Source organism: Streptomyces sp. WELS2, from assembly GCF_013870595.1.
Classification (GTDB): Bacteria; Actinomycetota; Actinomycetes; order Streptomycetales; family Streptomycetaceae; genus Streptomyces.
Genome location: NZ_JACBWZ010000020.1, coordinates 1 through 23,563 on the forward strand (window position 1 = coordinate 1; position 23,563 = coordinate 23,563).

Consider the following 23,563-nt stretch of genomic DNA (forward strand, 5'->3'; position numbering starts at 1 on the left):
GCGGGCCGGCGGCCGTGACCGCGTCCAGCCGCCCTTGACGGCTAACGTTGTTAGCCTTATGGTCGTGGCTAACGACGTTAGCCACTGGTCGGCGCGCCGTCACGACGACCCGGGAGGACACTCATGACCACGACAACCGGCACGGCGACGACGACCGGCACCCGGCGCATCGGGACCCCGGCCCTGCGACGCGGGGCCTGGCTCGCCTTCGCCCTGGTCTGGTCGGCCTTCGCGGTCGTGGAAGCCGTACGCCACGGCTGGCCGGCCACGGTGCTCGCGCTGGCCTTCCTCGTACTGCCCGACCTGACCTTCCTGGTCGCGCTCGACGAGGCACCCCGCATGGCGAAGGGACAGCTGCCGCCCCGCGCGGTGCCGTACTACAACGCCATGCACCGCGCCCTGGTCCCGTTCACGCTCGCCGTCGCCTACGCGGCGCTCCCGCTGGACTGGCCGCCCGCCTTCGCCGCGCTGTGCGGCTGGCTCGCCCACATCTCGTACGATCGCGTCCTCGGCTACGGACTGCGCACCAAGGAGGGCTTCCAGCGTGGCTGACCGGCTCACCCCCCGGGCACGGGAGATCGTGACGGCGGCCCGGGACCTCCTGGAGGAGTCCGGACCCGCCCAGCTGACCATGCGCACCCTCGCCGACCGCCTCGGCATCAAGGCCCCGTCCCTCTACAAGCACTTCCCCGACAAGCACGCCGTGGAGGTCGAACTCGTGGCGCGGATGCTGACGGAGACGGCGGAGGCGCTGGAGGCCGCCGAGGCCCGCGCCCCCGGCTCGCTGGAGGCGCTGGCCGGGGCGTACCGGAGCTACGCCCTCGCCCACCCCCACCTGTACTGCCTGGCCACCGAGCGTCCCCTGCCGCGCGCCGAGCTGCCCGCCGGCCTGGAGGACCGGGCCGCCCTGCCCCTGCTGCGCGCCTGCGCCGGCGACCTGGACCTGGCCCGCGCCTTCTGGGCCTTCGCCCACGGCATGGTCACCCTGGAGATCCACGGCCGCTTCCCGGCCGACGCGGACCTGGAGGCGGCGTGGAAGCGGGGGCTCGGGGCGCTGGGCACGTAGGGGAACGGGCGCGGTCCGTGCCGGGACGGCCGCCCGGTACCATGGTCCTCACGGCAGACGAGCCGGGCGGACGGCCGCGTGGAGTCCCCTAGGGGGCTTCCCGAGGAACGTCCGGGCTCCACAGGGCAGGGTGGTGGCTAACGGCCACCCGGGGTGACCCGCGGGACAGTGCCACAGAAAGCAAACCGCCAGGGACTCCCGTCCCTGGTAAGGGTGAAACGGTGGTGTAAGAGACCACCAGTGCCCAGGGTGACCTGGGCAGCTAGGTAAACCCCACCCGGAGCAAGGTCAAGAGGGAGCGTCTTCGGCGCTCCTGCGCGGACGACCGAGGGCTGCCCGCCCGAGTCCGCGGGTAGACCGCACGAGGCCGGCGGCAACGCCGGCCCTAGATGGATGGCCGTCGCCCCGGCCGCCGCGAGGCAACCGGGGAACAGAACCCGGCGTACAGCCCGACTCGTCTGCCCCATAGGCCTCTGGCCTGCAATATTGCAGGCCAGAGGCCTTTTATCGTGGAACCGTGGGCGTCGCCTCACCCCGTTCCGTACCGGCTTGAACTGGACCTTGCGGCTACGAAAATAGCCATGAAAGTCGTTACTCACGGGCGCCCGTGTGCCGCAGGTGCTCTACCGGCCGGAGTCGGTTTCAGAAACATGACATGGGACGCCAGGGAGTTATGAGGAAGTCGGAGGCTTCCGATGTCTGCCGGTCCCCGGGCCGAGCTTCGGTGTTGCCTCACGGGTGGAGGCAGCCCCGGTGTGGGGAAACAGGATGCGCCGTGCCTCCGCGAGGTTCGCCGCGAAGCCGTGCGGCTCCCAAAGATGGCCGTTCCACCGCTGGATCGCACGGGGCGCATCGGGGTTCAGATGCGATGCTCTCGGGCCGTCACCGGTGACCTCGTCGATCTCCTCGGGGGTGACGGGGGCAGCCCATCCCGTCACCGGCAGGCCCTCACGCGTGTAGGGGGTCCATCGCAGCGTCTTGGAGATCGCCTGCCTCTGAGTCTGGACGAACTCGCGGGCCTCGTCCGGGTCGTTGGTGACAAGGGTGGGTGGGATGGTGAAGCCGAGCTGCGGGGCGAGAACGAGTTGCGCGGGTTTGTAGTCGGCTGCGGCGACGCGCAGGGGATGGTCGACCCAGAGCGGGCCACCCAGGGCGTAGAGGGTGCCACCGAGTCCGTAACGGACTTGCGCCGCCGCGAACCGGGAGTCATCAGCGGACAGGTGGGGAAACGTGGGCCATTCCGGGCGGCGCCAGTACACCGATCGGACCTGGGTCACATCAGCGGTTCTCGACGGGGTGCGCACCTGCCCGACAACCTGGGCCGGGCAGGTGCCGAACCGAGTCGAGACCGTGAGGTTTTCGCCGATGTCGGCGGGATTGAACCGGACCACCGGCACATCGCGCTGGTTGAGTTCCGTGATCACCATGTCGGCGGTGATGTCGTCCGCCTCGGTGGCCACCAGAACCGGCCTCTCCTCGGGCATGACCATCAGTCCTGCGTGCTGTCCTGGTCGTGACCCTGGTCGTTCCGGGAGTCCGAGTTCGTCGTCGTGGAGGTCTCGGTGCCGGAGCTGGTGCCGTGCTTCCCCATCTCGACCACCTGCCCGACGCGGTCGCGGAACACCCCGAGCTGCGTCGTGGGGTCGATGGCGACCGTGGCGTAGGGCCGGCGGATGACCGTCGGGTAGGGCGCGAGTCGGCCCGCACCCCACGGCCGCGTGGGGGAAGGGAGTGTGGCGGAGATGGTCATGAGACTCCTTGGGCTGAAGGGTGCGGTGCGGGAATCCGTCTACGCCAGGGGGCGCGGACGGGAGGGAATGGCCTCGGCGGCGAAGCCCGTCCTGACGCAGGGCGGCCGTGTGGGAACTCGCGTGCATGTGCCGGCGAGGGAAAGCCGCGCGGAAGCGCCGGCTGATCTCGCCGAGATGATGGGCGATCCCGACGAAGAACACCGGAAACGGATCGCAGATGCTGTGGCCTCCTCCGGTTCCGTGGCAGTGAAGACTTCCTTACGGCTGGCCGATACCGCGGAATCTGGCTGGATTTCTCCCATGCTGTTATCCGGCGCCGTGGCGTATCGTTGTGGGCTGGCCGTCTGTATTTTCTCCGGCTGGCCGACGCGTGAGGAGTTGCGGATCTTCCACACCCACGTGCTGCCGCTGTTGCGCCAGCACGAACGCCCCGGACAGAAAGTACGAGGGCCGGCGCCCATGCCGCACGGCGTGCATTGATCACGCTGCTCGCGGGGATCAGGTCCGGGACCCAGGTCATCGGCCGGCAGGGGCCGCGCGGCACGCTGTGAGACCGCCGGCCGCCGCGCTCAACGCGACCGGTGACAACCCTGAACGCCGCGACAACGAGGCGTCCTTCGCCACCTTGTGCCGCACCAGCCAGGTCGAGGCGTCCTCGGCAGGACCCGGCGGCGTGGACTGAATCGTGGCGGCGACCGGCAGGCATATACGGCGCTCGTCCGCATCGTCCTCAGCCGCCCGCGCCGGGAAAGCCGCTACCTGGTCTCGCGCGGTACGTCGTACGAGAGATCCACCTACTCGTCGCCCCCGCCACGCCCGCCCCGCCGTGGATGCGGCCGCTCGCAAGATCTCCACGACGCGAGAGATTGATATTTCCGGCATTCCCGGCTGTCGTGCAGCGGGCCGAGGCATCCTTCGTCCCGCCGGCCTCGACTCCATCACGGGGCGCCGGCAACTTTGGTTCGAGTTTTAACATTTCGAAACGGTTAAGCACTGGTCAATTGTTCGCATCAACTGTAATCTAGAGACCGCGCTTGAGAAGTTTCCGTGTGCGCCCCGAGCGAGCGGGGAGGGGAAGGGTGACCACCTTCGCCTGGCTGTGAACGTGCCACTGTGCAGTCGCGTCACCGATTCTTCATGGTGTTGCCATTTTCGTCCGGGAACGACTTGGTGTGCTCGCATGGGGGGAGACCATATTGACGTCATGCCTGCATGTACTTCCCGTGAGCCCGCTGGTCTCCGACACGTGTGGTGATTTCTCCCGTCCGGGAGCCGTCGGTCCAGGTCCTGCCGGTGTCCGAAGCAGCCGCTCCCGGGCTCCCGAAACCGCGGGAGACGGCCACCGTCTCCCGCGCCGCCCTGGCCGATTATCCCTGGGTTGAATGGCGGAAGGTCGTCGTGGACGCCACCCGCCAAGACCTCTGCCCCGTTGCCCGTCGAAGCCGCGTCCTCGTGTCGCGCGAGGACGCTGCCCTCACCCGCATCCTTGGCCTGGTCCCCTGATGCCGGGCCACCTCCGAGCCCCCTATTTCCACCCCTTTCGACGTCTGTGCTCCCGGCCTGCACGGCTGGGCCGGGCGCGACGTCGGGTCGCCTGCCGTGGCCGCCGCCCGTCAGGTGAGCTGCCGGCGCTCACCGTTCGCCGCCAGGGGTGCCGCGCGAATGAAGCCCTTCGAAGTTTGCCTCATGCTCGTTGAGAGATGGAAAGAGGAGACAAGGCGTGGAAGAAGCACTGGCCGAAAACCTCACCTGCCGTGAATTAGATGTGCTTCGCCTGTTGGGCCGGGGGTTGAGCAACCGGCTCATCGCCCGAAGACTTGACATCTCCGAGAAGACGGTAAAGAACCATCTCAGCAGCATTTACGTGAAGCTCGGCGCCACTGACCGCACCCAGGCCGCGCTCTACGCTCGACACGTCGGCCTGGCCGACCCCGGGGAAGCCGCTCCGTCCGCTCCCGTCCCCGAGCGGGACGTGCCGCCCGCCGACCCCGACCTCACCGCACGCGAGCGGGGCGTACTCCGGCTGCTGGCCTGGGGGCTGAGCAATCGGGGTATCGCCCGAAAACTCGACATATCCGAGAAGACGGTGAAGAACCATCTCAGCAGCATTTATGTGAAGCTCGGCGCCACTCACCGCACCCAGGCCGCGCTCTACGCCCAACACGTTGGCCTGACCACTTGAATGGACCGCAACTGGACTGAGGGACCGGCCGGCGGTGTGCGGTCAGCGGCGTCCCTCGCACGGCAACGCGGCGCGCGTGAGGTGCCGGTGCCCTGGCTCGAGGTGATGCCTGGACCAGGACCGGGACGACGAACGCCGCGACGGCACGCCCTGCCGGCCGATGTCCACGCCCGGTCTCCGTCGCCTCGACGGGTGTGGACATCGGTCTGACCCGCCTCGTACCGCTCCGCCGCCGGGACGAGGGGGCCGCGGCGGTGGGTCTCACACCGGCCATTCGCCCGCGATCTTCAGCAGACGGTCGTTCTGCTCGGGAGTACCGATGGTGATCCGCACCCCCTCGTCGCCGAAAGGACGCACCATGACGCCCGCCGTCTCGCACAGGTCGGCGAACGCCGGCGTGTGCGAACCGAGGCGCAGCCAGACGAAGTTGGCCTGGCTGTCAGGAACGTTCCAGCCCGCGGCTTGCAGCGCACGGGTGACCCGGGCGCGTTCGGCCACCAGGGTCCCTACCCGCTCCAGCAGTTCGGGACCCGCGTGCAACGAGGCCCGCGCGGCGGCCTGGGCGAGTCCGCTGACGCCGAACGGCACGGTGCAGGCCCGCACCGCGGCCGCGACCCGCGGATGCGCGACCGCGTAGCCGACGCGCAGTCGGGCCAGCCCGTACGCCTTGGAGAAGGTACGCAGAACGGCGACGTTGGGGCGATCGCGGTAGAGCTCGATGCCGTCGGGTACGTCGGTGTCGTCGACGAACTCGCGGTACGCCTCGTCGAGCACCACCAGCACATGGTCCGGCACCCGGTCGAGGAAGCGCTCCAGTTCACCGCGGCGCACGGCCGTGCCGGTCGGGTTGTTGGGGTTGCACACGATGATCACGCGAGTGCGCTCTGTCACCGCCTCGGCCATGGCCTTCAGGTCATGCCGCTCGTCAAGCAGCGGAATCTGCACAGGGGTCGCCCCGGTGGCCCAGACGAGCATCGGATACGCCTCGAACGAGCGCCAGGCGAACAGCACTTCGTCCCCATCGCCGGCCGCGGCGCACAACAGGTCCTTGGTGACCCCGAGTGATCCGGTGCCGGGCACGACGTGCTCCGGGGGCACCGCGAGGGCCGCGGACAGCTCCGTGACCAGTTCACCGCTCTTCGCATCGGGGTAGCGGTTGACGCGTCCCAGCTCCTCGCGCATCGCGGCGACGACCGACGGCAGGGGAGGGTACGGGTTCTCGTTCGACGACAACTTGTCCACCAGGTCGCTGGGCGCGGCCCGGCCGGGGACGTAACGCGGCAACTCGGAGACATCGGCGCGCAGCCGGGGGACAGGTGCAGGGGTCATCGAGGGAACTTCCTGTACGGGGGAGCGGACGGTCGTGCGGGGGTGTCGTTCTCCCCGGACTCCGGGAGCCGTGAGCCGCGACCGGGCGCGCGGGCGGGAGATCCGGCCCGCGCGCCGGCACTTCTGCCGTGGTCGGCAGCGCGTCTCGCTCACCTGTCGGTCCGGCGGCACGCGTCACCGCGGCACAGCGGACCGCCGGGGTCGCCGAGGGCAGGGTCAGCCGACGGTCTCGGCGGGCGCGCTCTCCTCCTCGACGGCCGTGGTGCGGACCCCTGCCTTGGTGAACTCCTCCATGAAGGTGGGGAAGGACAGCTTGACGTCTTCGAAGCCCGAGAACCGGTTGGCGGACTGCATCCGCAGGCCGGCCACGAACAGCGACATGAAGATGCGGTGGTCGCCCCAGCTGGACAGCGTCACTCCGCCGGGGTACGTCTGCGCACCGCGGACCTCGAAGCCGTCGCAGACCCCGTCGTCGTACAGGACTTCGATGTCCACGCCCGCGCGGGTCAGTTCGGCGGCCATGGCCTCGATGCGTGACGCCTTGTGGAAGCGGGTGAGGCGTCCGCCGGTCACCCGGAGCCTGCCCTGCACGTACGCCCCGAGGGCGGCGAGCGTGGGCACGATGTTGGGGCAGTCCCGCACATCCACCTCGAAGTCGCCGCACAGACTTCCCGGCGGGTTGTCGACGGTGAGCGACGAGGAGGCCCGGTCGAAGGTGACCTTCACCCCGAGCTGCTCCAGGATCGGGACGATCGCGAACTCGCCCTGCAGGCTGTCGCCGTACACGTTGGTCAGGACGGTCCGTCCCGGGAAGAGCGCGGCGGCCGCCAGCAGGTACGAGGCCGAGGTGTAGTCCTCGTGGATGGTGACGTCCTGGGCCTGGTAGGAGGAGGGCTCCACGTGGTAGTGACGCATGTCCTCCGACGCGGAGACCTTGATCCCCGCGTCCGTCAGGCTCGCCAGCGTCTGCCGGATGTACGACTTGGAGTAGACCTCGCCCGTCACCTCGATCTCCACCGGGCCCTCGGCCAGCGGCGCGGCGAACAGGATGGCGGTGATGAACTGCGAGCTGATGTCCCCCGGCAGCCGGCACTTGCCGCCCTTCAGGCCGCGTCCCCAGTTGACGACCGGGGCCTTGTCCTCGTCGACGATCGACTCGATGTCCGCACCCAGTTCGCGCAGCGCGTGCAGCAGAGGTGCCATCACGCGCTTGCGCAGGGTCGCGTCGCCCGTCACCACGACCGGCGACGGCAGTACCGAAGCGAGCGCCGTCACGACGCGGAACACCAGACCCGAGCCGCGGGCCTCGATGACGCGCCGGATGTCCGGGAGCGCCCCTCCGATGCCCTCGATCTCCAGGAATCCGTCGTGCTCGGTTATCTTGGCACCGAAGGCACGGCAGGCGTTCTTCATCGTCTGCGTCTCGTCACAACGGAGGTCGTTGTACACGCGTGACGTGCCCTCGGCCAGGGTGCCGACCAGAATTGCCCGTTGCGTCTCCGGTTTCGAAGAAGGGACGCGGAAAGTTCCGGAAAAGGAATCGACCGGATCAACCTTCAGCAGCATCCTTGTATCTCCCGTTTCCCATCGTTCGCCGTCTGATACCTTGCAAGCGATGTCGCTTTGACGTCCGGGGTCGGCGATGTCCGCGGAGCGAGAACATGTCATCCCACCGCTTGGCGCTTCGATGCCGGGGCGCCAGTTCGGAATCCTCCTGGCGCGCACGACAGCCCTCCGCCGACGGTGGGGGCGCGATCAGAATTCTGTGTCCTGGTGGGCGAGTGCGGCAATAGGTCCATCTACCCATGGCGTTTCCGCGCAGGGTGGTCCAATGAACCGCTTCCGCCCGGCCATCGTTCAGGCCGGGAACCGAAGGACTTCTCGTAATAGACCGTGGGGTTCCCCGCGGCCTCCCCCAGGCGTGCGCCCGCCGCCCGGCCGATCAGGACCGTATGGTCCCCGGCCGGGTGCCTGGCGTACATCTCGCAGTCCGGCTCGACGAGCGCGCCCGCGTCGGCCGGCAGTCCGCCGGGCGTGCGGGACGGGCCGCCCGACGCGAACTCGTCGGCACGTTCGGTGGCGAACCACTCGGCCGGCGGCCGGTGTTCGCGGCCCGGCACGCTCACCGCGAAGTTCCCGCACGAGTCGGACGCCGCGAAGGAGTCGGCCGAGTTCGCCAGACAGACCAGGATCGGCGGCGGGTCCGGCGACACGGAACGGAACGAACTCGCCGTGAAGCCGCGCGGCACGCCGCCGTCGTCCGGAGTCGTCGCCATCACGACCCCGGCCGCGAACCGGGCCATCGCCGCCCGGAATTCCCGGGAATTCACCCGCCGTGCGGTCTCCGTCCTCCCCTCCGTCACGGCAGCACCACCACCTGTCCCGCGAAATTCGGTCCGGATGTGAAGCCCAGTCGCAGGGCCGTGTCCCCGCTGTTGTCGAGGCGTCGGTTCGGTTGGACTTTCCTGGCGCGCACGACAGCCCTCCGCCGACGGTGGGGGCGCGATCAGAAGTCTGTGTCCCGTGGAACGCGTGCGGCAATTAGGACCATCCGCCCATGGCGTCTGCGGCCCGAGGTGGTCCAGACTCTCTCACCGGGACCCGGGGGTGACGCTGTCGTCGGCGCTCGGCGATATAACGGGGCCGGCGGCCCGTTTGTCATCCACGCACAGTCCTTCGTCCCGGCCGGGACGGTGGCAATAGTACGGCAGCACGTGCTCGCACACCCGCGACGCCGGGGAACCGGGACCTAGGTCCTATTCTGACCAGGCCGGTCCCATGCGAGGCTGTGGCAACGAGATCAACACGATGGTGGCCCTTTCCGGGATTCAGATTCGGATTCCTTGTCCGGTTCCGAATGGCCCGCCGTTCGCCCTGCCGTCAACCGGCCTCGCGGCCGGGCACGTCCATGCTTCTTGTGAACCGTGAGGACGACATCCATGTCCAGCGCAATCCTGTTCCTGAACCGCTGGCCCTTGTACGAGGACGAGCGGCGCTGGGAGAATCGCCTCGCCGCGCCCGAGCTGGTCTTCGACCCGCAGACCGACCACGTCACGTACGTCTGCGACGAGGGCGGCCGCAGCGGAGTGCCCGCCGACGCGGAACGGGTGCACGTCGTGACGGACTTCGGCGACGTGGACGGTGTGCTGGAGATCATCGACGCCGTGGTTCGCGAGGAAGGCCCGTTCGACCACGTCATCGCCTTCTCCGAAATGCTCCTCGACCTCGCGGCGGTCCTGCGGGAGCGGTACGGCATCCCGGGCTCCGGCGTCGAGGAGACCGCCCGGTTCCGTGACAAGACCGTCATGAAGGAGAGGGTGTCGCGGGCCGGCCTCCGAGTGCCGCGCTGGGCCTCCTGCCGCACCGAGGAGCAGATCCTCGCGGCCGCCGAGGAGTTCGGCTACCCGGTGATCGTCAAGCCGGTGCGAGGAGCGTCCAGCCAGGGTGTGCGCGAGATCGCCTCGCCCGAGGAGCTGCGGGCCCTGTGGGCCGAACGGAGCCTGGACGACCTCGAGATCGAGGAGTTCGTGCAGGGCGAGATCCTGCATGTCGACGGCGTCCTGGACGCCACGGGCGAACCGCTGTTCCTGTGCACCTCGCGCTACCTCTCCACCTGCCTGGACTTCGAGGCCCAGGGCGCACCGCTCGGGTCCGTCTTCCAGACGGACCCCGAGGTGCGCGGCCGCTGCGAGGACTTCGCCGTGCGCTGCCTGGCCGCGCTCGGCCTGCGCAGCTCCGCCTTCCACCTCGAATTCTTCGACACCGGCGACGAGCTGGTGTTCCTGGAGGTCGGAGCCCGGGTGCCGGGCGCCGACGTGTCCTACGTCATCAACGACGTCCACGGCGTGAATCTCTGGCGGCTGTGGGTGGACGTGCTGCTCGGCCGTCCGGTGGACCCGCCGGCCCGGAACCCGGAGCTGAGCGGCGGCTGGCTGATCATCCAAGGCCCCAAGCCGCTGCCTCAGAAGGTCACCTCCGCCACCCCGCTCCTGGGACAGGTTCCTTATGTGTACCGGGAGTTGGTGCCGAGGCCGGGTGAGGTTCTGGTCTCCCGGCCCGGCTCGTACGCCACGCTCCAGGGAGGCCGCTTCCTCTTCCGGGGCGGCACCCAGGAGCAGATCGAAGAGGCCGTGCGGCAGGCGCGTGCGCAGTATCACCTGACGACTGAGCCTGTCCCGTAGACCGCCCGAGCCATCTCGTGCCATCGGCAATGGAACCGTAGAGTCTGTGGAGGTAGACGTGGGTCAGTTGAGCCATGCGGAGCTGGTCGACAAAAAGTTCGTGCTGTTCGCCGAGGGGTGCTTCGGACTCTTCACGAGCAAGATCGCCGCCTCACTGGTCCGCTACAACGGAGACCGCTGCGTCGCCGTGATCGACAGCCGCAGAGCCGGCCAAACCGTCCAGGACGTCCTCGGCTACGGCGGCCCGATCCCGATCGTCAGCCGCGTCGAGCATGCCATGGGCCTGAACCCCGAAGTCATGATCATCGGTAAGGGCCTGCACTCCGCCGACTTGCCCTCCGCCTGGAAGCCGCACATCCTCGCGGCCGTCCAGAACGGCCTGCACCTGATCAACTCGATCCACTACCGCCTCGCCGACGACCCGGACATCGCCCGTGCCGTCCGTGAGAAGGGCATCACCGTCTGGGAGACCAAGGACGCCCCGCCCGTGCAGCTCAACCGGGCCCGCGTCCTGGACCTGGACACCTGGGTCATTCACACCTGCGGCAGCGACTCCAACATCGGCAAGAAGACCGCCGCTCTGCAGATCTGGAACGAGGCCAACCGCAGCGGCATCAGCACCGGCTTCGCCGCCACCGGCCAGAGCGGCATGCTGATCTCCGGCCATGGCATCGCGGTCGACGGTGTGCCCGGCGATTTCATGGCCGGTGCCGTCGAGCAGGTGGTCATGGAGGCCGCCGCAGGCAACGAATGGGTCGTCGTCGAGGGCCAGGGCTCGCTCAACCACATCGGGTTCAGCGGCGTCGCCCTCGCCATCCTCCACGGCGCCCTGCCGCACGCTCTGGTCTTCTGCCACCGTCTCGGCGCCGATCGCACCAAGGTCTGGGAGACGCCCATCATCCCCATCCCCGAGCTCATCCGCATGAACGAGGAGCTCTCCGTCTTCGAACGGCCCGCCAAGGTCGCCGCCGTCAGCGTCAACAGCTTCGGCTTCTCCGAGGAGGACTACCGCCGCGAGGCCGAGAAGCTGGAGGCCGATACCGGACTGCCGGTCGTCGACCCGGTCCGTGAGGGCGGCGCCGCCCGGCTCGTCGAGATCCTGCGCGCCCACCAGCGCGAGAACGCGGACCGGCTGACGGCCCGTCGGCGCTGAGAACGGCCCCGGAACTCCGAGGAGATGCACCGATGAAGAGAGCGATCCTGCTCCTCATGCACCAGGGCAAGTCGTACACCGAGGAGATCGCCGAGGCCACCGCCGGGCTCGGCCTCACCCTGGTCGCCCTCAGCTCCCGGCCGGAGAAGCCAGGGGTCCTGGACGCGGTCCACCACCTCCTGGCGGACTGGGTGGTGACCGAGGAGTCCGAACTGTGCTCCGGCGACCTGGAGAAGGCCGTTCGCGAACTCGCCGACCGGGGCTACCAGGTCGAGGCCGCCCTCGCCACCTTCGAGGGCTACCGGCTGCTGATGGCAGAGCTCAACGAGCGGCTCGGCGCGCACGACTCCGCCGGGGCCGCGTTGCGCCTCTGCCTCGACAAGTACGAACTGCGTCGCCACCTCTTCGCCGAGGGACTGAGCGAGGTCCGGCTGCACCGGCTCACCCCCGGCGCGATCCCCGAACTCGACCCCTCCGCACGCTGGTTCGTCAAGCCGGTACGCGGTGCCTCGTCCTTCGCCACCTTCGTCCTGGACGACGTCAACGACCTGGCCGACGTGCCCGCACTCCAGGAACAGATGCGCGCCGACCGGCGTATGAAGGCGATCTTCATGGACCGGTACGACTTCCTCGTCGAGGAGTACGTCGACGGCCCGGAGTTCAGCTTCGAGACGGTCGTCCTCGACGGCCGGGTCCACCACCTGTGCGTCCATGAGAAGGCCCGAGTGGAGCGCCTGGAGCGGACCGTCCTGGAGGGGATGTCGGTCAGCCCGCCCGTGAGCCTCGGCCGTGAACTCGTCCTCGAGGGATCCGACCACGTCACCCGTTGCCTCGCCGCGCTGGCGGAGCACGGGCTGACCGCCGGCGTCTTCCACATCGAGGTCAAGTACTGGGAGTCGAGGAAGCGCTGGGAGATCATCGAGATCAACCCCCGGATGGGCGGCAGCCTCATCAACCCCAGCGTCCAGATCGTCACCGGGCACTCCCTCCTCGACCTGTGGACCGAGTCCCTGCTGCTGCCCGACAGCGAGCGGGACGCCTTCCACGACCGGCTCACCCAGGCCTCCCAGTTGGAGGCCCTGCGCACCGGCGCGCCCACCCGGGCGACCGTGTTCCTCAGCAAGTACGGAGAGAAGGGGCGGACCGTCGACGCGATCCGCTTCGAGCCGCCCGCCCGCCCGCCCCGGATCCTGCGCGTCCACGTGGCGGAGGGAACCGAACTGGACGCGTCCGACCGGGGGATCTGCCTGATGGACGCCCTGTGGGACGTGGCGGCCGACGACCTCGACGCCGAGATCGACTTCCTCGACCGGCATGCGACGGAGCATTTCCATGTCCGCTACCGCTGACCACGGCGCCACACTCTGACCCTTCCGTGAACATCCCCGCGAACCCTGTTGTGAAGGAGAACGCGTGAACCGCGTGCAGAACACCGGGATCACCTACCCGAAGCCGTTCTACAACGAGGAGCAGAGCCGTCTGAAGAAGGCCGAGCTCGACCGCTACATGGACAAGAAGATGGCGGAGTGGAAGGCCACCGTCCCCTTCGCGTCCCACCTGACCGAACCCGAGCTGCACCAGGCGTACTACCGCCGCACCCTCATCGAGCACGTGTGGCGGATCCGCCTCTCCCGGGTCAGCCAGTCCAAGGCCATCTACAAGATCGCCCAGATCGCGCCCAGGGCCGCCCGCGACTACGCGCAGTACCAGGCCGAGGAGATGCTCCACGACAAGCTGTACACCAGCGACGCCGCGGCCGCCGGCATCACCGAGGAGGAGATCCTCGCCACCGAGCCCTACCTCTCCACCCGTCTCCTCGAGGGCTTCTTCTACTACGCCCTGGAGCACGAGGGGGTCCTCGCCCCGGTCGTCTCCAACTACCTGGTGGAGTACACCCAGGTCAAGCTCCAGCCGGCCATCGTCGAAAACCTCCAGGAGCGGCTCGGCAAGGAGAACGTCAAGGGGCAGGCCGCCCACCTCCACGTCGACACCACCGAAGACCACTCCCAGGAGATGTGGGACATCCTCCACCAGCTGATCTTCAGCGAGGAGGACTTCCAGAAGGTGTTCAAGTACATCGACGACGTCCAGGAGATCCTCGCGATGTTCTTCCGGGAGATCTACGAGGACACCGTCGCCAAGCACGCGAAGACCGCCGTGTGACCCGCACGTCCTTCCCGGCCCGCGCGGGGCCCAGCTGTGATGCCAGCCGATGGCGCTGTTGAGCCGTCGAGGGTCCGCCGGGGCGGTCGTCGCCCGGCGGACCCTCAGGGACGCCACCCCACCCCACCGCACCCCCGCCACCCGCAGAGAGGAACCCCGCGCATGTCCGCACCCGACACGGCCACGTTCGTCAAGGAGTACCGCGAGAACGGCTTCGCGGTCGCCGAGCGTCTCTTCGACCCGAGCGAAGTCGCCGAACTCAACACCGCCATCACGGAGATCCTGAGCGTCCCCGACATCGGCTCCGTCGCCGAAGTGGAACCGGGCGGCGAGGGCGTCGCCCGCCGGATCTGGTCGCCCACCAAACAGCACGCCGCGTTCGAGCGGGCCGCCGCCCACCCCGAACTGCTCGACCACGTCGAGGCACTCATCGGCCCCGACATCCTGTTCCACTACAGCAAGCTCCACCTCAAGGCCCCGCAGGTGGGCAGTGTCGTGGACTGGCACCAGGACTTCGCCTACTACCCCCACACCAACACCGACCTGGTGACGGCCCTCATCTACCTCGACGACACCACCATCGAGAACTCCGCCCTCCAGGCCGTCCCCGGCTCCCACCACCGCGGCCTCGCCGACCACTACGTCGACGGCTACTTCCGCGGCAAGGTGACGGGTGCCGACGCCCCCGACCCGGCGCTCGCCGTGTCCATCGAGGCGCCCGCGGGCAGCGTGGTCTTCATTCACCCCCTGCTCCTGCACTACTCCTCCCCGAACCGCTCCGACCGGTACCGCCGCGCCTTCCTGCCGGCCTACCGGGCGGCCGACGCCTACCCGATCCACTTCGGCCCGCACGCCGGCCACAACGAGCCCGGAGTGAAACTGCTGCGCGGTAAGGTGTCGGACACGGCACGTGTGGAGGCCGGGGCGTGGCGCCTTCCGTTCGCGGAGCGCCCCTTCGGCTCGCTCTTCCAGCTCCAGGAGGGCGCCCACGAGACCGCGACCGCCGCGACCACCGGGTACGCCACGCTCGATGAGGTGAAGTGACAGCTCCGTGAGCACACCGAACGTGACGGTCGTCCGCGCCTGCCTGAGGGGCGGCGCGGGCGGCAGCCCCACGGCCGTCGTCCTGGAGGACGATGCGGACGGCGCGCCGCCGGGCGACGACGAGCGGCGCCGGATCCCCGTCGCCCAGGGCACCTCACACGCCGTGTACGTCCGTCCTGCCGGCGACACGGTCGAGCTGCGCTTCTTCACCGCGGAGGGGGAACTGCCCGCCTGCGGTCACGGCACGGTCGCCGCCCTCGCCCTCCTCGCGGCACGGCACGGCGGTGCCGGCCCCTACCGGGCCACCCTCCGTGCCGGGGGGCGTGTCTTCGCCGGGTGGGCCGAGCGGGCCGGCGAGCTGATCACCGCCGCCTTCGACCCCGGCCCCGTCGATCTGCGCGAACCCACCGCGGAGGAACGCGCCCTCGTTCTTCCGGCCCTCGGTCTCGCGCCGCACGAGGCCGGACCGGACGTCCGGATCGCCGGCGTGGGCCGCGAACGCATTCTGGTGCCGGTGCCCACCCGGGCCGCGCTCGCCGCGCTGCGCCCGGACATGGACCGCCTCAGGGCGGTCTGCGACCGGTTCGGCCTGCTCGGCGCGTACGTCCACTCGGAACCTTCGCCCGAGGGCGCGCTCGCGGCCCGGATGTTCGCCCCCTCGATCGGCGTCCCGGAGGACCTCGCCAACGCCAACAGCACGGCCTGTCTCGTCGCGCACCTGGCCGGCCGGGGCGTCCACCGGATCGCCGTCGACATGGGCGACGCCCTCGGCAGCCAGGCCACCATCACCGCCACGGCGGACCCGGATCTGCGAGTCGAACTCGGCGGCGCTGCACGGGTCGTGACGGAATGACCGGCCCGGTCCTCTCGAGCACGACCGGTTCCTTACGGCGTGGGCGTGGGTCGACCGGCCTCTTCGCGCGGGGTGACGGTGACGTCCAGGCCGGGGCGGCGAGTCCGCCGGCTCATGCTGGTCACACAACCGGCCGGCGGCCCCGGGCCGCCTCGATGTCCGGGACATGCTCTTCGGCCCAGCGTCGTACGGCGCGGAGCGGGACGAGCAGACAGCCGCCCAGCGGTGTGAGGGCGTATTCGGCCGACGCGCCGGTGAGCGAGATCGGTGCCACGGCGGTGCGGCTCGATCCGCGGGAGGAGTCGGCGATCGCGGCCGCGGCGGAACGGCTGAAGGACGGAATCGGCCACATCGTGACGACCGGTTCGGCACCGCACGACGTCCGCGTGACCGAGCCGGACCGTGACGAGCCGCCGGCCGCGTTCACGGCGAAGGTGATCGGTCCGATGCTCGTCGCCAAGCACTGCGCGCCGGTGACGCGGCCGACCGGGTCGACGGTGCTGTTCTCCGGTGTCGCCGGCTGGCGCCCCGGGCCGGGCTCGCTCGTCAAGGGGGTCGCGAACGGTGCGCTCGAGTACGCCGCGCGCCATCTGGCGGCGGATCTGGCGCCGGTACGGGTCAACGCCGTCTCGCCCGGTGTCGTGGACTCGGGCGCACGGGGTCGCCTTGGTGACAAGAAGGCCGCCTTGTCGAGCAAGAGCGCGGCCGGAACCCTCGTCGGACGGCACGGCGAGACCGACGGCGTGGCCGGCACGGTGATGTGGCTCCTCCGCGCGGGTTCCGTCTCCGGCGAGACGATCCACGTCGAGGGCGGTGCCCGCCACAAAACCGCCTGGCGCCTGGCCACCCTCCGAGTTCGACGCCGAGCGTTCATCTCCGTGACGCACCGTTGACGGTCGTCGGTGAGGGGACCAGCGAGACAAAACGCCATCACGGAGTCGGAAGGACAGTCAGTTGGACACCACCGGTCAGCGCCCACCAGGCGAACAGACCGACACGGCGGCCGGGAAGGGCACCGAGCGAGGGCTGACAGCCAGGCTGGTGGCCCGCGGTTTCCTGCCCGACACGAGCGCCAAACGCGCCTTCGCCGCCGCGACCTTCATCAACCAGATCGGCAAGGGCCTCTTCATCTCCGGGGCCGCGTTGTTCTTCACCCGCTCCGTGGGGCTTCCGGTCGCGCAGGTCGGATTCGCCTTGGGCGCCGCCGCCCTGATCGGACTCGCCGCCGGCGTCCCCGTGGGCCACCTGGCCGACCGGCAAGGCCCGCGCGAGGTCTTCCGGCTCGCGGTCATCGTGCAGGCCTTCGCCGTGGCGGGACTGGTGTTCGTGCACTCCTTCCCCTTGCTGATCGCGTGCCTGTGCGTGGCCGAGTTCGCCGTCTCGGCCGGCACGGCCGCCCGCGGCCCGCTGACCCGCGCCCTGGGCGCCCCGAATCCCACCCGCTACCGCTCCTACCTGCGTGCCCTCAACAACATCGCCGCCGGCGCCGGAGCCCTCGCGGCCGGCGTCGTCGTCCAGTTGGACACCAGGACCGCGTACGTGTGCCTCATTCTCGGCACCGCCGTCACGTTCCTCGTCTCCGCGGCCGTCGTCTCCCGCATTCCGTCCGTGCCGCCGGTGGACGTCCCGGCGCAGGGCGGCCGCTGGCCGGCCCTGAGGGACAGGCCGTACGTGGCGCTCACGGCCCTGGACGGCATCATGTCCATCCAGAACCAGGTGCTGATGTTCGCCCTGCCGCTGTGGATCATCGGGCACACTGATGCGCCGCGGTGGTTCGTCGGCGCGAGCGTGGCGGTCAACGCCGCCCTCGTGGTCTGCCTTCAGGTGCGGGTCAGCCGCGGCGTCCACGACAACGCGTCGGCCGGCCGCACAGCGCGCCGCGCGGGGGCGGCGTTCCTCCTCTCCACTGCCCTCATCGCGGTGGCGGGCGGCGCGCCCGGATGGGTCGCCGTGGTCGTCGTCCTGATCGGCGTGATCGCCCTCACCATAGGTGAACTGCTGTACACAGCCGCCTCGTTCGAGCTGTCCTTCGGCCTCGCCCCCGAGCACGCACAGGGCCAGTACTCGGGCCTGTTCGCCATCGGCCAGGGCCTGTCCAACGCGATCGGCCCGCCGGTGCTCGGCCTGGTCTGCATAGGCTGGGGCGAGCCGGGCTGGCTCGCGATGGGAGCTCTCTTCCTCGTCGCCGGCCAGGTCATACCGCTCGTCGTGAGGTGGTCCGACCGCACGCGCGCACACAGCCCGGGCTAGTCAGGGCCGGGGGGTGCCGTTCGGGTCGGCGGGCGGCACGCGGCGGCGACGAGGCTGTGATCCGGGTGGCTCATGCGAAGGTCACCTCGGCGTCGGCGTGCCGGGTCTCGCGGTGGGTGGCGATGCGCAGTTCGGCCTGCCCGTGCGAGGGGGTGCCGTCGGCCAGGATGTGCTCGCCGGCGAACACCGGCCGGTGCAGCCGGTAGGACAGCGAGCGTACCTGCCGCTCGGGAGCGTTCCTGCGTACCAGTTCCGCCATCAGGAGGGCCAGCAAGGGGCCGTGCACGACCAGGCCGGGGTAGCGCTCCACGTCACGGACGTACGGGGTGTCGTAGTGGATGCGGTGGGCGTTGGCGGTCAGGGCGCTGAAGCGGAAGAGCAGGGTCTCGTCGGGTCGCAGACGCAGCTGCCACGGTCCCTGCGCCATCGGCACGGTGGTGCCGTCCAGCGTGGCCGGGTGGTGCCGGGGTGCGGAGCTGTCGCCCGACCGGTAGACGATGTCCTGTTCCTCGACGAGGCACGTGCGCCCGTTCTGCCGGAACTCCCGGCGCTCGGTGACGAACAGCAGCTCGCCGCTGCGGCCCTGTTTGGCGGTGACGGCGGCCAGGCTGCTGACGCGCTCGGCCGGTTCGCCGAGACACAAGGGCTCGCTGATGGTGCAGCGCCCGCCGGCGAACATGCGCCGCCGGTCGGGGATGGGCGGCAGGAAACGGGCGCCGCGCGGGTGGCCGTCGGGGCCCAGGGCCTGCTGGGGAGCCCAGTGGAGGAAGTAGAGCCACTGCCACAGCGGCGGCAGGGGGCCGCCGGATGCGGCGGCGGAGCCCGGGAGGTCGAGCAGGGCCGACAGAGCCGCTGCCGGGGCGGGCGGGAGGGCGTCCTCGTCGGTGACCGGTTCGGGGCGCCATGACTCGACGTAGGAGGCAAGAGGGACGGGCATGTCGTGTCCTCGCGGGGATCAGGTCGGCCGGGTGCGGGACGGTTCGCGTACGACAAGGGTGGCCGGGAAGGTCAGCTCGTCGCACCCGGTGACGTGAGGAAGGCCGAGACCAGCGCGCTCGCTTCGGCCCGGCATTCCTCGAAGTACGCGTGTCGGGCTTCGGGGAAGAGGTGGGTTCGGGTGTCGGGGATGCGGGCGGCGAGCAGGGCGAGGTTGTCCGGCGGGGTCATCCGGTCCTGGCCGCCGTGGAGGATCAGCGTCGGCGCGGTGATGCCGGGCAGGGCGTCCCACGCGTCATGCCGGTTGCTGGCCAGCAGGTGGCCGCGCCGGGCGTGCGGGGGCGCGCCGGGGTCGCCGAGGGTGTTGTAGGGGCCGGGGTGGGCGGTGCGCCAGGACGGCGAGTACATGAGGTCGGTCAGCGCCTCGCGCGCGGCTCGCGGATCCGGCTGGGCCAGGGCGCGCCGCACCGAGGCGTCCCGTTCCACTCCGTGCCGGCCGCCGGGACTGGTGCAGCCGAGGACGAGACGGCGGACGCGTTCCGGGTGCCGGGCGGCCACCCATTGCGCGACGCGTCCGCCCATGGAGGTGCCGTAGACGTCGGCGCGGTCGATGCCCAGTGCGTCGAGGACGGCGATCACGTCATCGGCGAACTGCTCGGTGGAGTAGCCGGTTTCGGGCTTGTCGCTGGCTCCGGTGCCTCGATAGTCCATGGTGATGGTGCGGTGCGTGCCGTGGAAGTCCTCGCGTATGCCGTCCCACCAGTGGTGGTTGTTGGCCTGCCCGGCGAGGAGCACGAGCGGAGCGCCGTCTCCGCTGCGCTGATGGGCGAGTGCCGTGCCGTCCTGGGCGCGGGCGAAGGCGTGGGGCAGGCGTTCGGTGCCGGTCATGTCGTCTCTCCGGTCGTACTGATGTGGTGGCCGATCACTCGGTCTCGGCGGTGCTGCCGGCTCCCGGGAGCTGGGCGGAGAGCCATCTGCCATGGGCCACCGCCGAGTGGATCCGTCGCACCAGCTCATGGGCGACGACCTCGACGGCGGGTGGTGTCCGGCCGTATCTGGGGGTGGCCAGAACCACCGAGCGCCACACGTCGGGATCGGTGAGCGGCGCGGCGCTGAGCGCGCCGCTCGTGAGGTCCTGGGCGATGCCGACGCCTGGCAGGACGGTCCAGCCGTGCCCCGCCAGGACGAGTTGCTTCTGGACGGGCATGGAGTTGGTCTGGACGGCGATGCGCGGCTCGGCCCCGGCGCGGCTCGCCGCCGCGTCGATCAGGGCACGCAGCGCGTGACCGGAGGCCGGCATGACGAGGGGACGGCCGGCGGCCTCGGCGAACGGGACCGGCCGGTCCGGCCGCAACCCGGCCGACACGGGAGCGACCACCCACAGCCGTTCGCGCACCAGCGGGCGGGCGTTCAGCGAGGGCGTGTTGTCCAGGTTGTACAGCAGGCTCAGGTCCAGGTCGCCGTCGTCGAGCCACTGCTGGAGATGCCCCGAATAGGCCGTCATCAGCCGCAGTTCGATGCCCGGGTGGTCGCGGGCCACGGCGGTCACGAGCGCTTCGGCCAGCAGGCCGGCGGTGCTCTCCAGCAGGCCGACCGTGACGATGCCGGTCACCGCGCCGGGATGGGGCCGCACCTCGGCGCGGGCCCGCTCCAGCTCGTTCAGGGCGCGCCGGGCACGGTCCACCATGATCGCTCCGGCGTCTGTCGGGCGCATGCCCTGACGGGTGCGCTCGAACAGGAGCACGCCGAGTTCCTCCTCCAGGGTGCGGATCTGCCGGGTCACCGCGGGCTGCACCAGATGCAGCAGCTCCGCGGCACGCGTGACGCTGCCGACCTCGGCCACCGTGACGAGCGCCTTGAGCTGTCTGACGTCCACGGTCACCCCTCCGGTGCCATCCGCACTCGGCATCGAGCCATCATGGCTTGACATTGCACTCACGGTGACATGAGTGTTCATGATGGTACTCCCGGCTCGGGTCCCGAAACCCTTGGAGGCCACCGCATGGCCGCGTCCTTCGAAGACCTGCTCCAGCGCGCCGTCGAGGTGACCCGGTTCGAGGCGTTCGCCGAGCGGACGAGCCGGCCCGCGCACCCGTCCTCCCCGCACGTATCCGGCCGACGGTCCGCCCCAAGGAGCATCACAGCATGAGCATTCTCGACATCCTGTCCGAGGACGAGCGGTTCGTCGTCAGGACGGTACGCGACTTCGTGAACGAGCAGGTGAAGCCGGTCGTCCGGGAGTTGGAGCACACGAACACCTATCCCGAAGCCCTGATCGAGCAGATGAAGCGACTCGGCGTCTTCGGTCTCGCCGTCCCCGAGGAATACGGCGGCACACCCGTCTCCACCCCCTGCTACGTCCTGGTCACCGAGGAACTGGCGCGAGGCTGGATGAGCCTGGCCGGCGCGATGGGCGGCCACACCGTGGTCGCCAAGCTGCTGCTGCACTTCGGTACCGAGGAGCAGAAACGCCACTATCTGCCGAAGATGGCCACGGGTGCCATCCGGGCGACCATGGCCCTGACCGAGCCGGGTGGCGGCTCGGATCTCCAGGCGATGCGTACGGTGGCCCGCAGGGACGCCGACGGCGGATACGTGGTGAACGGTGCGAAGACGTGGATCACCAACTCCCGCCGCTCCCAGCTGATCGCTCTGCTGTGCAAGACGGACCCGCAGGCGAGCCCGGCGCACAAGGGGATGTCCATCCTGCTGGTCGAGCACGGCCCGGGACTGACGGTCTCCCGGGACCTGCCCAAGCTGGGGTACAAGGGCGTGGAGAGCTGCGAGTTGTCCTTCGAGGACTACCGGGCCCCGGCCGACGCGGTGCTGGGCGGAGCCGAGGGCAAGGGCTTCGCGCAGATGATGAAGGGCTTGGAGACCGGGCGGCTACAGGTCGCCGCCCGCGCCCTCGGCGTCGGCCGCGCGGCCCTGGAGGACGCGCTCGCCTACGCGCAGGAGCGCGAGTCGTTCGGCCGGCCGATCTGGCGGCACCAGTCGATCGGCAACTACCTCGCCGACATGGCGACCTCCCTGACGGCCGCTCGCCAGCTGACCCTGTACGCGGCACGTGAGGCCGAGGCCGGTCGCCGGGTGGACATGGAGGCCGGGATGGCCAAGCTGTTCGCCTCCGAGACGGCCATGCAGATCGCCCTCAACGCCGTCCGTATCCACGGGGGTTACGGCTACTCGACCGAGTTCGACGTCGAACGCTACTTCCGTGACGCGCCGCTGATGATCGTCGGCGAGGGCACCAACGAGATCCAGCGGAACGTGATCGCGAGCCAGCTGGTCCAGCGAGGAGGACTCGACGCGTGAAGACCGTCGTCCGCGTGAAGCACGTGCCCGACCCCACCGGCGGTCGCCGTTGCGCCGATGACCGGACCGTCCGGCGCGACGGCATGGACGGCGCAGGGGCGAGCCGGTCCCGGCCGACCGGCACACGCCCCCGCTGACGCGGCGGACTCCGTCCACCACCCGGTGGACCCCAGGTTCAACCAGTCGCCGCTGTCGGCGTCGTACCCCCCGCCAAGAGCATGGTCGGCATGAGGAATCTCCCTGTGCGTATGGCTGGTTGGAGTGCGGCGCACCCCTGGCGGGGTATCGCCGGCTGGCTGGTGTTCGTCGTGTTGTGTCTCGGGGTCGGGATGTCCGTCGGCACGAACGCGGCGACCAGCGCGGACTTCCGTATCGGCGAGGCGGGGCGTGGTGAGGCGATCGCCGCCGAGGGCGGGTTGCAGCAGCGGCCCGTCGAACACGTCCTGATCACCGCCAACCCCGGCGGCGGGCGGCTCGACACCGCTGACGCCGACGCGGCCGCCGCCGACGTGACCGCCCTGATGCGGGGGCTGCCCGAGGTCCGTTCCGTCGCGAAGCCGGTGCATGACGCGCGGCACACCGCCGTACGGGTCACCGTCACCCTCGACGGCCCGGAGCTGGAAGGCAAGAAGCACGTCGAGCCGCTGCTCGCGCGGACCGCCGCCGTGCAGCGGGCCCACCCCGGGCTGCGGATCGAGGAGACCGGATCGCCCTCCATCAGCAAGGGCGTCGAGAAGCTGCGCGGCGACGACCTCTCGCGCACCGAGGTCATCTCCCTGCCGGTCACGCTGATCACCCTGCTGCTGGTCTTCGGCTCCATCGCCATGGCCCTCGTACCGCTGCTGCTCGCACTGTCCTCGATCGTGGCGGCCGTGGGGCTGTCCATGGTGGCCTCGCACGTCTTCCCCGACGCGGGCGTCGGCACCAACGTCATCCTGCTCATCGGTCTGGCCGTCGGCGTCGACTACACCCTCTTCTACCTCAAGCGGGAACGGGAGGAACGCGCCCTCAGCGGTGGCCGGCTGAGCCCGCGGTCCGTCGTGGAGATCGCCGCCGCCACCTCCGGCCGTGCCGTCGTCCTCTCCGGGCTCGCCGTCGCCGTCTCCAGCGCCACCCTCTACCTCGCCGACGACGTCATCTTCTCCTCCATCGCCACCGGCGCCATCCTCGTCACCCTCGTCGCCGTCGTCAGCTCCCTGACCGTCCTGCCCGCGCTGCTCGCCAAGATGGGCATGCGGGCGGAGCGCCGGGCCGGGCGCCGGGCCGGCGCTCCGCCCGCATGCCCATCTTGCACGCGCTGCTTTCGTCTCCCTGGCCACCATCAAGGCCATCGAACGCGG

24 protein-coding genes and 1 other RNA gene are annotated in these 23,563 nt (G+C 70.1%); 17 read left to right on the forward strand and 8 right to left on the reverse strand.

Annotated features, from left to right (window positions below; all coding sequences use genetic code 11):
- The first annotated feature begins 123 nt into the window (after nucleotides 1-123).
- The 3 genes from H5J33_RS02535 to rnpB all read left to right on the forward strand — a co-directional run bounded on the left by H5J33_RS02535 (nucleotide 124) and on the right by rnpB (nucleotide 1,527).
- A complete protein-coding gene (locus H5J33_RS02535) occupies nucleotides 124-552 on the forward strand; it encodes a DUF4260 family protein (RefSeq protein WP_181793145.1) in 429 nt (142 codons plus the stop codon).
- Nucleotides 545-1,066: a TetR/AcrR family transcriptional regulator gene (locus H5J33_RS02540; RefSeq protein WP_181793146.1), complete on the forward strand. Its 522-nt coding sequence runs from the start codon at nucleotides 545-547 to the stop codon at nucleotides 1,064-1,066. The genes H5J33_RS02535 and H5J33_RS02540 overlap by 8 nt, the downstream gene beginning before the upstream one ends.
- 58 nt (nucleotides 1,067-1,124) lie before the next feature.
- An RNA gene (gene rnpB, locus H5J33_RS02545) (RNase P RNA component class A) lies at nucleotides 1,125-1,527 on the forward strand.
- Between the two features lie 210 nt (nucleotides 1,528-1,737).
- Here rnpB and H5J33_RS02555 read toward each other — a convergent pair.
- Complete coding sequence (locus H5J33_RS02555) at nucleotides 1,738-2,550, reverse strand: DUF6087 family protein (RefSeq protein ID WP_258564839.1); 813 nt, start codon at nucleotides 2,548-2,550, stop codon at nucleotides 1,738-1,740.
- 5 nt (nucleotides 2,551-2,555) lie between these two features.
- Entirely contained in the window at nucleotides 2,556-2,816 is a 261-nt protein-coding gene (gene tgmA / locus H5J33_RS02560) for a putative ATP-grasp-modified RiPP (protein WP_181793147.1), read from the reverse strand.
- Between tgmA and H5J33_RS02565 the strand changes: the two genes are divergently transcribed.
- From H5J33_RS02565 to H5J33_RS38245, 3 genes are all read left to right on the forward strand, one after another.
- Entirely contained in the window at nucleotides 2,815-3,297 is a 483-nt protein-coding gene (locus H5J33_RS02565; protein ID WP_181793148.1) for a hypothetical protein, read from the forward strand. The two genes, tgmA and H5J33_RS02565, sit on opposite strands and share 2 nt — an antisense overlap.
- A gap of 67 nt (nucleotides 3,298-3,364) precedes the next feature.
- A complete protein-coding gene (locus tag H5J33_RS37070; protein WP_258564840.1) occupies nucleotides 3,365-3,499 on the forward strand; it encodes a hypothetical protein in 135 nt (44 codons plus the stop codon).
- 1,038 nt (nucleotides 3,500-4,537) lie between these two features.
- A complete protein-coding gene (locus tag H5J33_RS38245) occupies nucleotides 4,538-4,999 on the forward strand; it encodes a response regulator transcription factor (RefSeq protein WP_309485292.1) in 462 nt (153 codons plus the stop codon).
- A 261-nt stretch (nucleotides 5,000-5,260) separates the two neighbouring features.
- Here H5J33_RS38245 and hisC read toward each other — a convergent pair whose 3' ends face one another.
- The 3 genes from hisC to H5J33_RS02585 form a co-directional block, all read right to left on the reverse strand.
- The gene (hisC, locus tag H5J33_RS02575) at nucleotides 5,261-6,328 is read right to left on the reverse strand and encodes a histidinol-phosphate transaminase (protein WP_181793149.1); all 1,068 of its coding nucleotides are present in this window, start codon (nucleotides 6,326-6,328) and stop codon (nucleotides 5,261-5,263) included.
- A gap of 216 nt (nucleotides 6,329-6,544) precedes the next feature.
- On the reverse strand, nucleotides 6,545-7,996 hold the full coding sequence (aroA, locus tag H5J33_RS02580) for a 3-phosphoshikimate 1-carboxyvinyltransferase (RefSeq protein ID WP_309485293.1): 1,452 nt from the start codon (nucleotides 7,994-7,996) through the stop codon (nucleotides 6,545-6,547).
- 131 nt (nucleotides 7,997-8,127) lie between these two features.
- Complete coding sequence (locus tag H5J33_RS02585) at nucleotides 8,128-8,658, reverse strand: flavin reductase family protein (protein ID WP_309485294.1); 531 nt, start codon at nucleotides 8,656-8,658, stop codon at nucleotides 8,128-8,130.
- A 609-nt stretch (nucleotides 8,659-9,267) separates the two neighbouring features.
- On the opposite strand from H5J33_RS02585, the gene H5J33_RS02590 reads away from it, so the two are divergent.
- The 8 genes from H5J33_RS02590 (at nucleotide 9,268) to H5J33_RS02625 (ending at nucleotide 17,972) form a co-directional block, all read left to right on the forward strand.
- Nucleotides 9,268-10,509 (forward strand): acetyl-CoA carboxylase biotin carboxylase subunit family protein, encoded by a 1,242-nt coding sequence (locus tag H5J33_RS02590; protein ID WP_181793151.1) that lies wholly within the window; start codon nucleotides 9,268-9,270, stop codon nucleotides 10,507-10,509.
- Between the two features lie 58 nt (nucleotides 10,510-10,567).
- The gene (locus tag H5J33_RS02595) at nucleotides 10,568-11,662 is read left to right on the forward strand and encodes a DUF1611 domain-containing protein (RefSeq protein WP_181793152.1); all 1,095 of its coding nucleotides are present in this window, start codon (nucleotides 10,568-10,570) and stop codon (nucleotides 11,660-11,662) included.
- A 32-nt stretch (nucleotides 11,663-11,694) separates the two neighbouring features.
- Nucleotides 11,695-13,011 (forward strand): acetyl-CoA carboxylase biotin carboxylase subunit family protein, encoded by a 1,317-nt coding sequence (locus tag H5J33_RS02600; protein WP_181793153.1) that lies wholly within the window; start codon nucleotides 11,695-11,697, stop codon nucleotides 13,009-13,011.
- A gap of 64 nt (nucleotides 13,012-13,075) precedes the next feature.
- A complete protein-coding gene (locus tag H5J33_RS02605) occupies nucleotides 13,076-13,825 on the forward strand; it encodes an iron-containing redox enzyme family protein (protein ID WP_181793154.1) in 750 nt (249 codons plus the stop codon).
- Nucleotides 13,826-13,987: 162 nt separating this feature from the next.
- Complete coding sequence (locus tag H5J33_RS02610) at nucleotides 13,988-14,869, forward strand: phytanoyl-CoA dioxygenase family protein (protein WP_181793155.1); 882 nt, start codon at nucleotides 13,988-13,990, stop codon at nucleotides 14,867-14,869.
- A 7-nt stretch (nucleotides 14,870-14,876) separates the two neighbouring features.
- Nucleotides 14,877-15,722: a PhzF family phenazine biosynthesis protein gene (locus H5J33_RS02615; RefSeq protein ID WP_181793156.1), complete on the forward strand. Its 846-nt coding sequence runs from the start codon at nucleotides 14,877-14,879 to the stop codon at nucleotides 15,720-15,722.
- Between the two features lie 254 nt (nucleotides 15,723-15,976).
- The gene (locus H5J33_RS02620) at nucleotides 15,977-16,615 is read left to right on the forward strand and encodes an SDR family oxidoreductase (RefSeq protein WP_309485295.1); all 639 of its coding nucleotides are present in this window, start codon (nucleotides 15,977-15,979) and stop codon (nucleotides 16,613-16,615) included.
- 61 nt (nucleotides 16,616-16,676) lie between these two features.
- Nucleotides 16,677-17,972, forward strand: coding sequence for an MFS transporter (locus H5J33_RS02625; RefSeq protein WP_220211881.1), 1,296 nt, complete (start codon nucleotides 16,677-16,679; stop codon nucleotides 17,970-17,972).
- 70 nt (nucleotides 17,973-18,042) lie between these two features.
- Here H5J33_RS02625 and H5J33_RS02630 read toward each other — a convergent pair whose 3' ends face one another.
- From H5J33_RS02630 to H5J33_RS02640, 3 genes are all read right to left on the reverse strand, one after another.
- Nucleotides 18,043-18,909 carry a MaoC family dehydratase N-terminal domain-containing protein gene (locus tag H5J33_RS02630; protein ID WP_181793158.1) on the reverse strand — a complete coding sequence of 289 codons (867 nt, stop codon included), beginning with the start codon at nucleotides 18,907-18,909 and terminating at the stop codon, nucleotides 18,043-18,045.
- A 71-nt stretch (nucleotides 18,910-18,980) separates the two neighbouring features.
- Complete coding sequence (locus H5J33_RS02635; protein ID WP_181793159.1) at nucleotides 18,981-19,796, reverse strand: alpha/beta fold hydrolase; 816 nt, start codon at nucleotides 19,794-19,796, stop codon at nucleotides 18,981-18,983.
- Between the two features lie 34 nt (nucleotides 19,797-19,830).
- Nucleotides 19,831-20,817, reverse strand: a complete 987-nt coding sequence (locus H5J33_RS02640) for a LysR family transcriptional regulator (protein WP_220211882.1) — start codon at nucleotides 20,815-20,817, stop codon at nucleotides 19,831-19,833.
- A 93-nt stretch (nucleotides 20,818-20,910) separates the two neighbouring features.
- Here H5J33_RS02640 and H5J33_RS02645 point away from each other — a divergent pair, with 93 nt between their 5' ends.
- The 3 genes from H5J33_RS02645 to H5J33_RS02655 form a co-directional block, all read left to right on the forward strand.
- Nucleotides 20,911-21,057 (forward strand): hypothetical protein, encoded by a 147-nt coding sequence (locus tag H5J33_RS02645; protein ID WP_181793160.1) that lies wholly within the window; start codon nucleotides 20,911-20,913, stop codon nucleotides 21,055-21,057.
- Nucleotides 21,054-22,223: an acyl-CoA dehydrogenase family protein gene (locus H5J33_RS02650; RefSeq protein ID WP_181793161.1), complete on the forward strand. Its 1,170-nt coding sequence runs from the start codon at nucleotides 21,054-21,056 to the stop codon at nucleotides 22,221-22,223. The genes H5J33_RS02645 and H5J33_RS02650 overlap by 4 nt, the downstream gene beginning before the upstream one ends.
- 227 nt (nucleotides 22,224-22,450) lie before the next feature.
- A partial coding sequence (locus H5J33_RS02655; protein WP_181793162.1) for an MMPL family transporter occupies nucleotides 22,451-23,563 on the forward strand: 1,113 nt, incomplete at its 3' end.